7 protein-coding genes are annotated in these 15,137 nt (G+C 52.7%); 1 reads left to right on the top strand and 6 read right to left on the bottom strand.

Translation table 11 applies throughout. The features are described 5' to 3' along the window. Window positions 1–327: 327 nt before the first annotated feature. The 6 genes from OB236_RS16715 to OB236_RS16690 all read right to left on the bottom strand — a co-directional run bounded on the left by OB236_RS16715 (window position 328) and on the right by OB236_RS16690 (window position 13,314). Window positions 328–4,320, bottom strand: coding sequence for a right-handed parallel beta-helix repeat-containing protein (locus OB236_RS16715; protein WP_262685010.1), 3,993 nt, complete (start codon window positions 4,318–4,320; stop codon window positions 328–330). Between the two features lie 150 nt (window positions 4,321–4,470). Next, window positions 4,471–7,365: an FAD-dependent oxidoreductase gene (locus OB236_RS16710; protein WP_262685009.1), complete on the bottom strand. Its 2,895-nt coding sequence runs from the start codon at window positions 7,363–7,365 to the stop codon at window positions 4,471–4,473. A 58-nt stretch (window positions 7,366–7,423) separates the two neighbouring features. Continuing rightward, the gene (locus OB236_RS16705) at window positions 7,424–8,998 is read right to left on the bottom strand and encodes a type 2 periplasmic-binding domain-containing protein (protein WP_262685007.1); all 1,575 of its coding nucleotides are present in this window, start codon (window positions 8,996–8,998) and stop codon (window positions 7,424–7,426) included. A 109-nt stretch (window positions 8,999–9,107) separates the two neighbouring features. Further along, window positions 9,108–10,001, bottom strand: coding sequence for a carbohydrate ABC transporter permease (locus OB236_RS16700; protein WP_262685006.1), 894 nt, complete (start codon window positions 9,999–10,001; stop codon window positions 9,108–9,110). After that, entirely contained in the window at window positions 9,998–10,972 is a 975-nt protein-coding gene (locus OB236_RS16695) for an ABC transporter permease (protein ID WP_262685005.1), read from the bottom strand. Before OB236_RS16695 ends, OB236_RS16700 begins: the two co-directional genes overlap by 4 nt. A 134-nt stretch (window positions 10,973–11,106) precedes the next feature. Further along, window positions 11,107–13,314 (bottom strand): helix-turn-helix domain-containing protein, encoded by a 2,208-nt coding sequence (locus OB236_RS16690; RefSeq protein ID WP_262685004.1) that lies wholly within the window; start codon window positions 13,312–13,314, stop codon window positions 11,107–11,109. A gap of 466 nt (window positions 13,315–13,780) precedes the next feature. Here OB236_RS16690 and OB236_RS16685 point away from each other — a divergent pair, with 466 nt between their 5' ends. Further along, the gene (locus tag OB236_RS16685; RefSeq protein WP_262685003.1) at window positions 13,781–14,998 is read left to right on the top strand and encodes an IS1182 family transposase; all 1,218 of its coding nucleotides are present in this window, start codon (window positions 13,781–13,783) and stop codon (window positions 14,996–14,998) included. Window positions 14,999–15,137 lie beyond the last annotated feature (139 nt).

Raw genomic sequence — 15,137 nt, 5'->3', positions numbered from 1 at the left:
GAATTAGACTGGGATTCCTTATCAGCCAAGGAATCCCAGTCATGCTATCAACAAGATAGGGCAAAGAGGCTCCCTTTCGGCTAATCTTTGTTCTAACAAAAGAGCCATCACCTTAAGTAGAGTTATCTACCTAGGGACAGCGGCTGATTTGTGTCACTCGACGACAATGTAGGCACAAATGTGCCTACATAAAAATAAAAAAGCCTGATTTCTCAAGCTGTTGCCGAAAAAGTTATGTAGGTACATTTGTGTCATTGGACAATTTATTCAGATGAAGCGCAACAAAACACCCTGCCCGGACCAGGCCGAACAGGGTGGCTCAATGAATTACTTCACAACAATGCTTACATTCGAGAATATGGCCTTCGCATAATCCGTCGCATGGCGTGCGCTAAGCGCCATACCTACCATAAACCGGTTCGGCAAGGAGACCGTCCAAGTGGAGTGTTGAATCCAATCTGCACCGTCCTTCTTGTAATAAGCCGTAAATGTATCGCCCTCGCGGACTAACTTCAGCTCGGTTGGTGTGCCGATGCCCGGGATGGATTGGTTCGATGTCGAACCGCCGGCGCTCTGACGTACCGTTACCTGATTGTTGCCGCCGCCGATAATCCGAGTGAATACGTTCGCGGCATTCGCCGAATCCGACCCTCGCATCATGATGCCGGCCATCGTTGCCGATACCAGCTGCTCAATGGACTCCAGCCGCAAGGTCATCGTCACCTTGCCGCCAGCTGGCATCTCCACCCATTGATACATATAGCCGAATTGATCTGAGGAGCCCCATACGTCCGCTCCAGAAGCTTCCAGGGTAAAGCGGTCTGCACCTGCATGGAACGTAGCGAATGCAGCCTGCGGACCATATGGCTTCAAGCTCCACTCCGAAGGGAGCGGACCCTCTTGGCCATCCCCGCCCTGCAACACATGAATCGAGATGTCGTCGTAGGCGACCGGTTGGCTGTACGCATACAATCCTGGCTTGCCGGAGGCATGCGAGCTGTCGGCTACTGTAAGCATGACGTTTCCGTCAAGCAGAAGCGAAATCTGTTCGCCCTCGAACTTAAGCGCAAGCTGTCTGAAGCCGGAGGTGAAGTCAATATTCATCACGCTGGATTGAGCCAATTGCGTCTGGGCGCCATTGACAAGTTTCAAGATCTTGAACCGCTTCGAATTGCCTTCATAAAAGGCATAATAGAAGTTGTTCGAATCCACATACCGACCCATCAAGCCGATACGTGTTGGTGCGGCACTAGCCCACTGGTCGATTTTCACGCGGGCGCTGACCGCAAAATCCTCCAGCACCATATCGTCACGAATCGTTCGCGAGGAGCCGCTCGTCGTCAAGCTTCGATAAACGAGGTTCCCGTTATTCTCCTCTTCGGCAATCTGCCACGAGCCATTCACGGAGCGCCAGTCGTCAAATTCTGTCGATGTATTCGAGCTGATCTTCACCGTGATCGGCTTCACCGCTTGAAGATAGGTAGTACCCGTCACGGTCGCCGATACCGTCAATACCGCCTCGCCGGGCTGCACACCCGTCACAGCGCCCTGGCTATTCACTGTGGCGACAGCGGAAGGTGCAATGGTGTAGCTGATATCTGCATCCGGCAAATCATAATGAGCTCCGAATCCGGTCATGCCATATACATCCATCGTAACCGGCGTATTCATATATACCGTATCCGGGCCGTTGATCCCGATGTGCTGCAGCTGATCGTCCACCAATACGTGTACGGCGGCGGACTTCGTGACGCCATCCTTCGTTACCGTTATCGTAACTTTAGCGACACCTGCGCCATTAGCCGTGACGACGCCTTGCGGCGAGACGGAAGCTACAGACGGCGAACCGGAGACAAAGGCGATCGCAGCATCCGACAGGTCCGCTACGAAGCCCGTTTCCGTCCGTACCGTAAGCTCAATGGCCCGGGACTGGCCGCTTGCCAGCTGAACGAAAGAACGATTGACTGCATCTCCCTCGAAGCGCGGGATCACCCGGTGAATCAGATCGGTGCTGTCGGCGAACGGATAATCCGCCCGAAGCCCTATATCCTCTATATTGAGCTCCCGAAAGCCAAGCTTGTAAGCCGGCGAATCGTACCGCAGACGATAGTCCCGTGCATCTGGATTCATCAATAGCGGGTCCGTGCGAAGCGAATGCTGGTCGTACTTGCCCTTATACAGCTTCAGCCAGTCCCCGTATTCACTGACCGGGATCGTGCTGCCGAACGTATACTGACCAGTCGCACTGTGGAACAGGTTGTAGTCCGAGCTCGTCAGTTTCTCCGGCGTCCAGTAGTCCAGATAATACAAATGCTTGTTCAAGTTGTAATACAGATTGCGTTCGAGCGTAATTTCGGAAGAAATTAACCCGCCGGTTTCGGTGGAGCCGATCGCACTGCGGGAATCGTTGTTGTTGGCGACGATGTTGTTCTTCACCTGAATCCCGATGCCCTTCAGCATCAAGGCGTTGTTACTCCCGCCCGGCTGCTGCTGCAGATTCTCGATAATGTTATCCTCGACAGTGACATAATCCGAAGAGTCGTCCAGGTAGAAGCCGAAGCCGAACGAACTGGACGTTGTTGCCGGAACCGTGTTGTCATGCAAGTAATTGTTGCGTAAAATATTTCCGAAGGGCCCGCCGTACGTTGCAATCGGGCCTGCGTCCTGGGAATCGTTCACCGCATCATACACTTCGTTGAACTCCACGATGTTATCTCTCGTCCGTTGATAATTCCGGAAGTTATCCTTCGTAATGAGCACGCCGCCGATCGTAGTGCCGATGATGCCGCGGTTCGCATCGAACAGGTGAAGAGCATGCCGTTTGATGTCGTGAACGAGGTTATAAGCGATCCGGTTCCCTTCGCTGTAATAATACCGGATGCCTCCCGCGTTTCCGTAGATCAATCCCGTGGTGTACACGTGATTGTTGATGGAATCATTATCGCTGCTGCTCACCGTCGTCACGCGGCCGATCCCTTCGACGCTGATCCCGTTGTAGCCGACATGATGAACTTCATTGCTTTCAATGAGGTTATGATGCGCCCAACCGAGCAGTTGAACGCCATGCTCCCCGATATTGTATATTTTACTGTTGCTCAGTGTAAAATGCTCGATATTTTGCCCATGGATTCCGTCTCCCAAGCGGTCTGAATTACGGATGACCAAGGAGTCGAACACAATATCGTGAATCGGGTCCGTGCTGGAGGCACCGATCAGCTCCGCAATATTCCCCTCGCGCGGGATTGTAACCCCGCCGTTCAGGGCGCCGGCATCGAAGGGATAGTAGTAGAGCACACCTGCGGTTTTATCGATATAGAATTCACCCGGAGCATCAAGCATCTCCAACCCATTCTGCACGTAATAGCGCGAGCCCACCCCGTTCTCGTACGTCGTGTCGCTTTCCAGCGTTACAATCCGGTTCGTCGTATCGACTGATTCAACGCCGATCGTATTGGACGACCAGCTCCAGTGGCCTGCCGTGCCTCCCGGCCAGATGTACACCTGAAGCTCTTCCGGATGAGCGACTGCCGGAATATCTCCCTCGGTATAGCCGAATTTGCGCTTCGGCAGATCGGAGGCGTAGGTCGCTACCCTGCTGTATTGATCCTTGCCGTTTGCACGGTTCGGATAGCGGGCCAGCACCGCTCGTTCTTCCCCTTCATAGAGGACGTCTACATCAATCCCCGTGCCGATAGGTGCCGAATAGATGTTGCCGGAATAGAGCGACCATCCACTGATAACGCTGCTTCCGTCGAGATCTGCTTTCTCTCCCGGGAAGCTGCGGTAAGTGACCTTATAGCCGTCACGGCCTGAATCGACCGAAGTCAGTTGGAACGGCTCCGCAAGACGGTAAATGCCTCCCCTCAGATAGACCACGACATCCTGCGTCATTCCTGCGGCGATGTGCGTACGGACGGCATCACGCGCCGCCGTCAACGTGCGGAACGGCGAATTAATCGCCCCTGTTCCCTCATCATTGCCATACGGAGAAACATAGTAGCTCTTCACCGTCGGATCTGGGTCCGTTGCCGGTTCCTGCTGGCAACTGCTATGGCCTGGTGGATGGCCCCCATTGTCATGTCCGTTGCCGTTGCTCCAGCCCGGATGACTGCATCCGTTGCCCGAACCGTGTCCGGGTGGCCCGCCGCCGTTTCCAACGCCGTTGCCGTTGCCTTGCCCAGGATGCCCTACGTTGCCCGGGAACCCGGTCGCGCCAGCAACCGGGGCCATCAGGGTCAGCACTAATGTCAGGGCCAGCGCCGCCATCCAAACCCGCCTCATAACAGTTCCCTTCAACCTTGTTTCCACAGCCATTCTCATTACTTACCACACTCCTTTAATTCTTTAGATATACAGAAGAAGAAAAGCACGCTAGTGCGATACCTGTCTCCATTGCTGTCTGCCATGCAATCGTTATTCGATTTGTATATTTCATTCGCTTCCTTCATTAGCAACTTACCGTGCAGCTCCTTACTCCTGCCGGAGCGCGAATCCCAATTCCCGGCGCGCAGTCCGGCGGAAGAAGGAATGGGTATCGTTCAGATAGGCCGACAACGCTTTCAATCCGACGGAGCTGCCGCATCGCGCCGCTGCTCGTGCCAGACTGATTTCGGCGTGCGCTAGCATGAACTGCGGATGGCCCGCGGAGTGCAATTCTGTCACATAGCCGGTTACACCCGGCCGGGACAGCAGCATATCCATCGCCGGAGCGAGTCGTTGATCCGTCTTCTCCGCCGCGGCATAAGCGATATTCAGCAGCCTGGTAAAGAAAGGGTAACGGGGGATATCCTCTCGTAACGTATAATACGGCGCAATCCCTGGGTGCTGATCGCCGAATCCTTCGGTATCGGCGATCAGCCGCGCAAGCGGCCCGATGGTTGCCTCGTGACCCGAACGACCGGCAAGTACGATCAGTCGATTGACCAATGTGTAATCGTCACCGTAGTGATGACCCCATCTGAACAATGCGAAATTCATGTTCAAGTTCGGCAGCACCCTATGCTGGCCTTGTTCAATCGCGTCCGTAAGCAGCGCCGCCAGTTGTTCCCCGCCAAGATCCGATCCGAACCAGGCGAGCGCATGCGCGACATAGCCGCGCTTGCCTTCTTGGTACAGCCTCTCGAGCACGGGCAGCGCATCATGGCCGGGACGACGCAGCAGCGCAATGAGCGCCTCTTCGTCTTCAAGGGAACATTTGTTCGCTAATTGGTCGATATCTGGCAGCACCGGTGCGGCGAATGCCCACTCCGGCAATATGCCCAGCGTCTTCAGTGTGCTCTGGAGCGCAGGTAAGTCAATATTTCGCACGTCCGATCGGTTGTCGACGGCCATCGCTGCAGCAAGTCCAATGGCGTACCCCGCATTTTTGACATCCGCGTTCATCCGGCAAAAGCTGGTGGCATCCCGTTCACCCGAAAGTGCCTTCGCAGCGACGAACAGACCTTCGATTCCTTTCGGAATATAACACCCAAGCGGGATACGGACCTTAATCTCCTTCCCGGCGCCGAGCCCTCCCAGCCGTGCGAGCGGCGAAGAGGTGTAAGCGTGACTATCCGCCCTAGTGCAAGCCACTGCTATGACATCGTCGTATACCCGGTCGTCAAGCAGATCGCGTACCGTCAAGTAGTGCTCACCCACAATTCTTCTGGATTCGCGCACCGTAACCATAGGTGATATATGAAAGGAAGAGTTGCCTAGATGCCCGTCGCGAATGGCCCGCAGCCGCTCCGAGTACAGATCCGGATGGCAAATGCCTGGGTCCCTCAGAAACCGATGCATAAAATGGTTCTGAACGGGATACAGCTCAGCTCCCCACATGCTGTAGCTTTGCACCATTCCGGTCTCCGGGTCTCCGATTTCATAGTCTCCACCGGCAAAAGCGACCATGTCGGCGTGGCCCGTCGCATCGATCGTTACATGAGCGCGAATGCCAAACAGCCCATCCTCGTTTGCGGCAACGACGCCCGTCAAGCGTGTGCCCTCCATGAGGGCACCGCAAGCGAAGCTGGCCGTGAAAACCTGCACCCCCAATTGAACGACGCGGTCGTTCAGATAAGAGGCGTGTGGAATGCCTCCATGCCCCTCGTGCTTGCCCGTCGGCTGCACGAAAGCTTTGGCCTTCTCGCCGACGCTGTCGTTCATGCCGCTGCGATAGCCGTCATAGTAGCCTGTTACGCGACCGACGGTATGCGTTCCGCCCATTAGCGTATTCACTTCGATGACCGCAACACTCTTGCCGCTTTCGGCGGCAGCCAGCATGGCCATGCCGCCTCCCGAACCGCTGCCAACAACACAAATGTCAGCCTCGAAGGCAAACAGTTGATGCTGAATCACGGACACGTCGAACCGGGAAAGCTCCACCTTCAGCCCGTCATCTTCATAAATCGCAAGCGCCGTGCGGTCGAACGGGATAACGGCTGCCCCGATTCTCAATCGCTCCACTCCACGTCGGTCCACGGCATCCTGGCACGCCCACTTTGCAACGGCCCCGGCCTGTTCCCACGACTGGGCTACATCGCCTAGCGAGAACCGCCATCTCAACGAATGCACCGCCATAAGTCCCGTAATTTCAGGAGGATCGATGGGTTCTCCCGACAACAAAGCGTCATAGGCGTGGTGACTTAAACTCGCATTCTCAAAGCCGGGAATCTGTTCGCGCAGGGCAGCCGCAACCTCGCCGCTTCGCGCAATTCGTCTCGTCTCCAGTCCGCTTCGTGCGGCGAACGGCTTCCCTGCCTTCTCCATGTATGAAAACTCGATCACCGTCGTATCCTTGCGTATGGTTGGATGGATCCGCAGACTGCCTCGAATCAGCGAAAGCTTCTCTTCTACCGCTTCGAAGCCGGCCGACAATCCTTGTATATTCTCCATCTCGAATACCGCATCTACTCTAACGGTTCCGCTTGCGTATGGCTTGCCGGCTACGATTCGGCATAAGTTGTGCCGTTCGGTCGCATCCACGACCCTGCTTGTCGGCAGATGCATCACACCTAGCGGCGTTGCCAACAAGACGCCCGTCACACCCTTGTCATCCTGCGTCAAACCGGTCGCCATGGCACTGTACAGCACTGTAACGCCGCTAGCCTCCAGTGCCTCGATCAGCCATTGCCGCGTCAGGCCGTCCGGTACCATTACCTCTTGATCGTCACGCATGCTGAACAATCGAGCCAGCCATTGCGGACACTCGCGATGGAACCGTTCCTCGCCTTCCAAATCTACGAACGTATGGTTGAAAGCCGCAAATTCTCGTCCTGGATATTCCCTTTTTTCCGCGAGTACCACCCTGAGCCCTGCGTCCACCGCCCGAATCGCGGCCAGGCAGCCGGCAAAACCACCTCCGATCACAACCAAATCCGTATCCGTCATCCCAAGTTCCTCCCTATTCCGACGCCGGTTTGTTCAACCGCTCCACTCCTGCCAGGCGTCATTTCGATTTATAAATTTCGTTCGCTTCCTTCGTCAGCACCTCGCCGCCGGCCTTCTTCCATTCCTTTATGAACTGCTCGAAGCCGCCGTCCAGATCGATCTCGCCGGTAATAAACTTAATGAAGTATTGCTTCTCCAGGTTGTTCAGGTCAGGGAATTTGCCCGAGGACGGCAGAATGAACTTGACAGGGTTAAACAGCATCGGCACATCGGCAGTGACCTTCGCTCTCCAATCCAGGTCCACCTTCGGGTTGCGCTTCGGCTCGAACTTAATCGCCTTACCCGGAAGCAGACCGTAGTAGGAGCTGATCCCCATGTTTTTCAGTTGATCCGCAACCGCAGGCTTCTTCGTAGGCAAACCATTCACCACATCATAGTGAACGCCTTCCTCACCGAAGGTTAAGAACATCATCGTATCCATATCCGAGTACATCGCATTAAGCACTTCCCAAATCTTCTCCTTCTTACCCGGTGTTTTTCCCACATCGATCCCCATACCCAGGTAATTGCTTGTAATACCCCAAGCCGGTGCATGGCCCTTATAGCCTTCCGCTGCAAAGGCTTTCCCGGCCACACGCGGGAAGAAGTTGCTCTTCGTCTGCTTCTCCTGGTCCTGCACTGTCGGACCATGGTTGGTCCAGGAAGCCGTCGTCATTCCGACCAAGCGATTAAAGAACTCACCCTTCTTGCCGTCAGCTGTAATGAACTCCGGGTCGATGATGCCGTCTTTAAACCATCGATTCAGGACCTTCAGCGATTGACGCGATTGCTCTGTAGTCAGCCCATACTGCAGAGAGCCATCAGCTTTCATGGCCCAGTAGGTCGGAGCAATGTCGAACGCGCCAAACACGTTCTGGAAGCTGTCCGCAATGCTCGTTGCGCCTTTGCCCGTAATGCCGTACGTATCCTTCTTGCCGTTGCCGTCCGGGTCGTTGTTGCGGAATTTGTACATGACATCTTCAAACTCTGCAAACGTCTTAGGCGGTTCGGCATATCCGACAGCCTTCAGCCAAGTCCCGTTGTAGTAGGGCAGCAGCGGGTAAGCGCCGTCTAGATTCGTAATCGGAATCCCGTAGCTTTTCCCGGCAATCAGGCCATCCTTCCACGCGCTTTGGTTTTTCTCATCGACGAAAGCGGCAAGTTCCGGAATTTTCGCCCGGATTTCGTCTACCGGCAGCTCGGACAGCAGCCCCTGCTTGGAATACGTGTCCACATCGGTGATGCCCCACAGCAACCATACATCCGGCACCTCGCCGGAAGCGAGAAATACGTTAAGCTGATCCTTCCAGTTGGTGCGGTCGATCCGGATATTTTTCAGTTTGACATTGAACTTCTCTTCAATAAACTTCTGTCCGATGCTTCCATCCGCTTGCGGAAAGTCAAAGCTCAACCATGAGATTTCAATCGGCTTCTCCGACTTCAGCGTTGTGTTAGACCCTGGAGCAGCCGAACTTGACGAGCCCTCACGCTTTTCTCCCCCTGCTTGGCCTGCCGATTCATTGCTGCCGTCTGTGCAGCCGACGGCTGACACAAGCAATGCGCTGACGATCAACCCTTTGGACCACCATTTCATCTTTTTTTGCCCTCCTTATAGTAGGTTTTACGCATTTATATCAAAGCCGCGGCTGTCACCTGGAATCACCGCCGCTCCAATACCATCTACAAGCGTACAGCGAAAGCGATTATCCCTTCAGGGAACCAACCATGATGCCTTTGACAAAATGCTTCTGAATAAACGGATACACGAGCAGAATCGGCACTGTGCCGATCATGAGAACGGCGGCCTTGATCGATTCCGGCACCGCCTGTGCGTTAAGGTCCATCTCCTGCTCCATCAGGAATTGCAAATCGCTGTCCATGTTCTCGACGATGAGCCGGCGCAAATAAATCTGCAGCACGATCTTCTTCTGATCCTGAATATAAATGAGTCCGTTAAACCATTCATTCCACAGATATACCGCAACCCACAGCGAGATCGTCGCCAGGATCGGCTTCGACAACGGCAAAATCAGTTGGAACAAAATCCGCAGATCATGAGCGCCGTCGATTCTCGCCGACTCCTCAAGCTCTTCCGGCAAGCTCATAAAGAAGTTGCGAAGGATTAGCATATAGAAGGTGTTGTACAAGCCCGGAATGATGAGCGCCCAGCGCGTATCGTACAAGCCGAGATCCTTCATTAACAGGAAGGTTGGGATGAGTCCCCCGCTGAAGAACATCGTCAGCACCACCGCCATCGTAATGAATTTGCGATGCGGCAGCGTCTTCTTCGAAAGCGCATAAGCACCTAGTGACATAGCAAACACCGACAAGATGGTACCGATCAACGTACGATAGATCGTGTTGCCAAAGCCGATCCAGATCCCGTCCAGCTGAACGGCTTTCTCGTAAGCGGCCAGCGTGAACTCTCTCGGGTATAAGTGAATGCCGGGCCGGATCGCTTCGGAGGCGGAGCTGAAGGACACCGAAAGCACATGGATAAAAGGGTACAGCGTCGCGATACACAACAGCGAAATCAAGAACACCAAGATGTACTGGAACGCCACCTCACCCTTGCTCATTCCAAAAAACGGTTTCACAGGATCCCCTCCTGGCCCATTTTCTTCACGATGTAGTTGGTCATCATGACCATCGAGAAGGCGACAATATTCTTGAAGAGTCCTACAGCCGTCGTGAAGCTGTACTGAAGCTGCGTTAAGCCGACGCGATACACATACGTATCCAAGATATCCGCCACGCTGTACACGGCAGGGTTGTACAGGTTGAAGATTTGGTCGAAGCCTGCGCTCAGAATGCTGCCCGTCTTGAAAATAAAAAGAATCGCGATGATATACATGATGCTGGGCAGCGTAATATGAATCGTCTGCTTCCAACGGTTCGCGCCGTCGATCCTTGCCGCCTCGTACAGATGCAGATCGATGCCGGCCAGCGCTGCCAAATAGATGATCGTACCCCACCCGATTTCCTTCCAGATCGAGGAGAGAACAAGTGTAAACCGGAAATATTTCGGATCCCCGAGGAAATAGATCGGCTCGATCCCAAACCAACCGAGCAAAATGTTTACAGCCCCCGTCGTCGGTGACAAGATCGTGATCAGCATACCGCCGAGCACGACCCAGGACAGGAAATGCGGCAAATAGGAGATGGTCTGGCTGATCCGTTTGAACATCTTAAGACGCAGCTCATTAAATAGAAGCGCCAGAATAATCGGAGCCGGGAAGCCGAAGACGATTTGGTACAGACTGATGATTACCGTATTGCTCAGAATCTTGTAGAAGTCCGGGGATAGCGTGAACATATACTGAAAATGTTTCCACCCCACCCAAGGACTGCCCCAAATGCCCTGCCGAAGCATATAATCCTTGAATGCGATCTGTACGCCATAGAGCGGTCCATATTCAAAGATTAAATAGTAAACGATCAACGGAGCAAGCATGAGATAAAAGTATTTATGCTTTTGGTAGCGTTGGCATTGCTTCGACCAAACGGCCGGCTTTGGCTTGCTCGCGGCGGACTCCGTTGAATGCGCTGTCAAGTGTTTACTGCTCATTGTCTTCCCTCCTAGTGAGATGTACCGAACGCAAGATCAGCGTAGCATCAGACAGGGGTCAATGGCTATTTCACATTTTGAAAGCGCTGTATAAAATTTTAAATCTACACTTCTATAGACGATTTTAAACAAAGTTATTCCAAATTGAACATGATTTTTCCGTTTGCTTGACGATATTGCACCGGAGTGACACCGTATTTCGCCTTGAATTTCGTTGCGAAATATTGCGAGCTGCGGAACCCGCTACGCTCCGCAATGTGACCGATCGGTTCATTCGCTGATGTCAGCAACGCGGCCGCATTCACCAACCGTTTATTCGTCATATAATCGACGAATGTCATCTGCAGTTCGTCCTTAAATAATTTGCAAATGAATTGCTTAGAGTAGGAAGTCAGCTCCGTCAGCTGCTCCAGCGAAATATCTTCATGAATATGCTCTTGAATATACGATTGAATTCCGGAGAGAATCCGTTCATTGCGTTCATTGCGCTTCTCCGTACGGTTCAAGACGAGCTGCGCGCTTTGTTCGCGCAAATACGCCATTGTGTCAAACAACGTAAACCGCATCGGCTCCAGCGCGTGCTCTTTCTCCGATTCATCTTGAAGCATGTATACTTTGGACAGGCTGATTCCTAGCTGCATAATCAACAGCTCCACCATCTCGATTGTCGTTCCGCTGGCCAGCAGCGTACTCTCGCATGCTTCCAGGTAATGCTCGATTTCTGCGGCGGAACCGCTGCGGAGCAGCAATTCGAACGTATCCGGCTTGATGTCCGGGTACACGGACGGACGGTGCTGAACTTCCTCGTAGCGCAGCAGCCTATTCTCCCGGTGAAGGAATCCGTACCTCGCCGCTGTCTGTGCTTCGAGAGCCGACCAGGACAGGTCCTCCAGTTGGGTCACTTCCGTCCCCATCCCCGCACGGAACCGGATATCACCGCCGCTGCTGCGAAGGAGAGCTTGTTCCAACTGCTCCGATACGGCAGTATGAAGATCGTCGCGGCTGGAGCGAGTCATCATAATCCAATACGCCGAACGCGCAGTAAGAATCACCCAATCGCCGCGCAGGTCGACAGCGGACTCCGGCTCCTCGTGCAACTTTCCATATAGTCGTTCGATATCCGTTCCGCTAAGCTCAATGTAAACCGGTATATAGCTTTGAACCTCCGGCAGCAGCACCTCACCCTCAAACGGCTTAGACCATCCCGATAGAAGAGCTCGCCACTGCTTCTCCTTCCGCTCCTGAAGATAGGTCCGTTTCTGCTGGCCCATTATTCCCAGCGCTTGCTCGACGCTGCCCATCACATTATGCGGCGAAGCTGTCTTGGTGAGGCCCGCGACCGAACGGATCCGCTGCACTATGTCAGCGAAGGTGCCGTACACCTGACGGGATGCAATAATGGAGACGACCAGCCCCAGCAGCAGAAGCGCCGTTCCGAAAATCCAAATCTCCTGCTTCATCTGCTGCGTCGTTAAGAGGGCTGAATATTGCGGACGAATCAATACATAATGCCAGTTGAAGGTGGAGTCCTTCGCCGGCAGAATCGTAATAACCGACTGCTCTCTTTCCAATGTCGTCTCCCGATGCGCAGCCAGCTCGCCGCGCACCCATGTCAACGTGCCGACATCCACCGCGCCGGAGCCGTCGATCAGTTGCCCGTCTTTAGCGAAGATCAGCAAGCGATCCTCACGTCCCAGCTGCTGCGAAGCGTCTTGGATCACCTTCGCCGCATCCAGATCTACGATCATATATCCTTTGACCCGATCCCCTTTCGCAAGGAACGGCAGCGTATGTATATACGTAAGAACAGGTGTCTGTTCCACGATGGAACGGTTGTGACCGGGGACCGTTCTTAAGTACCACTTGTGCGGATTGATCTCAGTTCCTCTGCGCAGCAGTTCTGCCTGCGGCGACGTATCCGGTCCTACATGGTAATATTGGTCCAATACGAAATCATCCTTGAAGAAATAGAAAGAAATGTTGTGCAGCAGCGGCAGGGTGAATGTTAGCGTTTTCAAATCCTGGGTAAACCGAGCCATCCGAGAGTAGCTCTCACCCCGGCCGTTTTCCAGGAAATAATGAATTTCACTTTCCGCCTCCGGACGCACCGTATTTAACACCCGATTCAATAACGCCGAATGATAGCTGTCCAGCAGATCCTTCTCAAGCTTTCGCTTCACGGATGACGCTCTGGCTTCTCCGGTCTGCCGCATCTCCTCGGACATCATGCGCTCCGTCTTCCCTAGTAGCAATCCTCCGATGACGGTGACCAATACGAGCGTTAATGCAATATGTGAGAACACGAGCTTGGAGAAATAGCTGCCCTTCATTCGGTTTAACATTCGGCATGCCCCCTTCGATTTGTTGCTTGCCCGCATTGGAGGCGGGCAGTTGCAAGATTATCCTTAGGTACAGGATAGTGGACGGGGCATCAATTGTAAATAGGTTCTCGAAGCATACAGCTTTACAATATATACATCACGAGCATGCCTAACGAGATTCAAGTTTGCCTTCAAACCGGAAGGCCGGACTACGAGGGCAGAAGCGGCTATTAAAGCATCTCCAAGTCAGTGAATAGCAGTTATCAGCCCTCCCTTCATGCAAGGGGGGTTTTTTTATCAGAAAACCGTCTTGTCAAAATCGGGAATGGGATAAGGTTCTTGTCATTGGGTTTTGACAAGAACCTTATCCCATAAAACAAAAAAGCCGCGATTTAGGGACTGTTGACAAAGTGTTTAATCACATAGGTTTTTTGAAGGGTCGTGTAGAATACCTATCTATACGGTCTTTTCATTGGAGGGCAATGCTATGATGGGTGTAGATGGAGACAAACAAAATCAACTGATGGTTATAAACCTAGATGATCTTGTACCTCAAGACCATCTGTTGAGGGATATCCGAAAAAAAGTCGACTTTACCTTTATTTACGAAAAAGTGCGACACCTCTACTCGCCTTTTGGACGTAGGTCCATTGATCCCGTTCTTCTTATCAAGATGCTGCTTATTGGATACCTGTTTGGAATCCCTTCAGAAAGAAGACTAGAACAAGAAATCATCGTTAATCTCGCCTATCGTTGGTTTCTTGGCTTAGACCTGGGCGAGTCTATTCCCGACCATTCGACGTTAAGCCAGAACCGCCTCCGAAGGTTTAAAGACAGCGAGGCCTTCCAAGAGATCTTCGATCACATCGTTTCAGATTGCATCAGCAAAGGTATCGTAACGGGGGAAGTTGTCGTTGTGGACTCTACTCATCTCAAGGCGAACGCTTCCATTGGAAAAGCGGAGAAAGTCAGGGTGGAAAAGAAACCTTCCGAATATTTCAAGGATTTAGAGCAAGAAGCCCGCCGGATTGAATCCGAGCTTAATAAGGATCCGAACAAGAAAAAACGCGGGAAGAAACCCAAAGAGGATGACTCTGTCAAGGAAGTTACGCAAAGCAAATCCGATCCGGAAGCGGGTCTGTTAAACAGGTCTGATAAACCTAAAGGATTTCATTATCTAGCGCATACCACGATTGACACCAAACAAGGAATCATCACAGACATCCATGTGACACCAGCCAATGTCAATGACCACGAGCCCTTTACCGCTCGGTTAAAAAAGCAAAAAGAAAAGTTCGGTTTACCCCTCCAAAAGGTTGGGGCCGACAAAGGCTATGATCGTTCCCCTGTCCATCATGGGCTCGAAAAACTGGAGATCGAGGGGTACATCGTGCCCATAGATACGGATGAGAGCCATTTGAACAAATCAGGCTTTACCTATGACCCAACCAACGATACCTATACGTGCAAGGAAGGGAAAGCCCTTCGGTTTACTCGCATTAACTTTCACACCAAAAAGCAAGCTTACACGAAGATGTATGCGGCAGAAAGCAAGGATTGTAAGCAATGCCCGTTACGTTCCAGCTGCTTTGGCAAGACAGTAATCAAGGAACCCTTGTGCTGCCGCAACAATGTCGCAATGTCGACGCCGTCTATCGTCAACCCTTCGATATCGCAACCTTCAATACTGACGCTCGTAAATTAACAGAATATTTTGAGGGTTATTGTTACAAATAACAGTAAAGTGCCCAGTGGAACTACTCGTGAGTTTGAAAGATTGTATGGATCGGCTACAGTAAATTGGACAGAAAAAATAGGGGCTAGTAGAATGAAGACATCAGACA

Source organism: Paenibacillus baimaensis (genome assembly GCF_025567575.1).
Note: the sequence above shows the minus strand (reverse complement) of the source record. Positions and strands in the feature narration are given on the sequence as shown.

Excerpts from the sequence above, each read along its gene's own strand:
- OB236_RS16690 (WP_262685004.1), bottom strand. The coding sequence starts at position 13,314 with ATGTTAAACCGAATGAAGGGCAGCTATTTCTCCAAGCTCGTGTTCTCA.
- OB236_RS16710 (WP_262685009.1), bottom strand. The coding sequence starts at position 7,365 with ATGACGGATACGGATTTGGTTGTGATCGGAGGTGGTTTTGCCGGCTGC.
- OB236_RS16695 (WP_262685005.1), bottom strand. The coding sequence starts at position 10,972 with ATGAGCAGTAAACACTTGACAGCGCATTCAACGGAGTCCGCCGCGAGC.
- OB236_RS16705 (WP_262685007.1), bottom strand. The coding sequence starts at position 8,998 with ATGAAATGGTGGTCCAAAGGGTTGATCGTCAGCGCATTGCTTGTGTCA.
- OB236_RS16685 (WP_262685003.1), top strand. The coding sequence starts at position 13,781 with ATGATGGGTGTAGATGGAGACAAACAAAATCAACTGATGGTTATAAAC.
- OB236_RS16715 (WP_262685010.1), bottom strand. The coding sequence starts at position 4,320 with ATGAGAATGGCTGTGGAAACAAGGTTGAAGGGAACTGTTATGAGGCGG.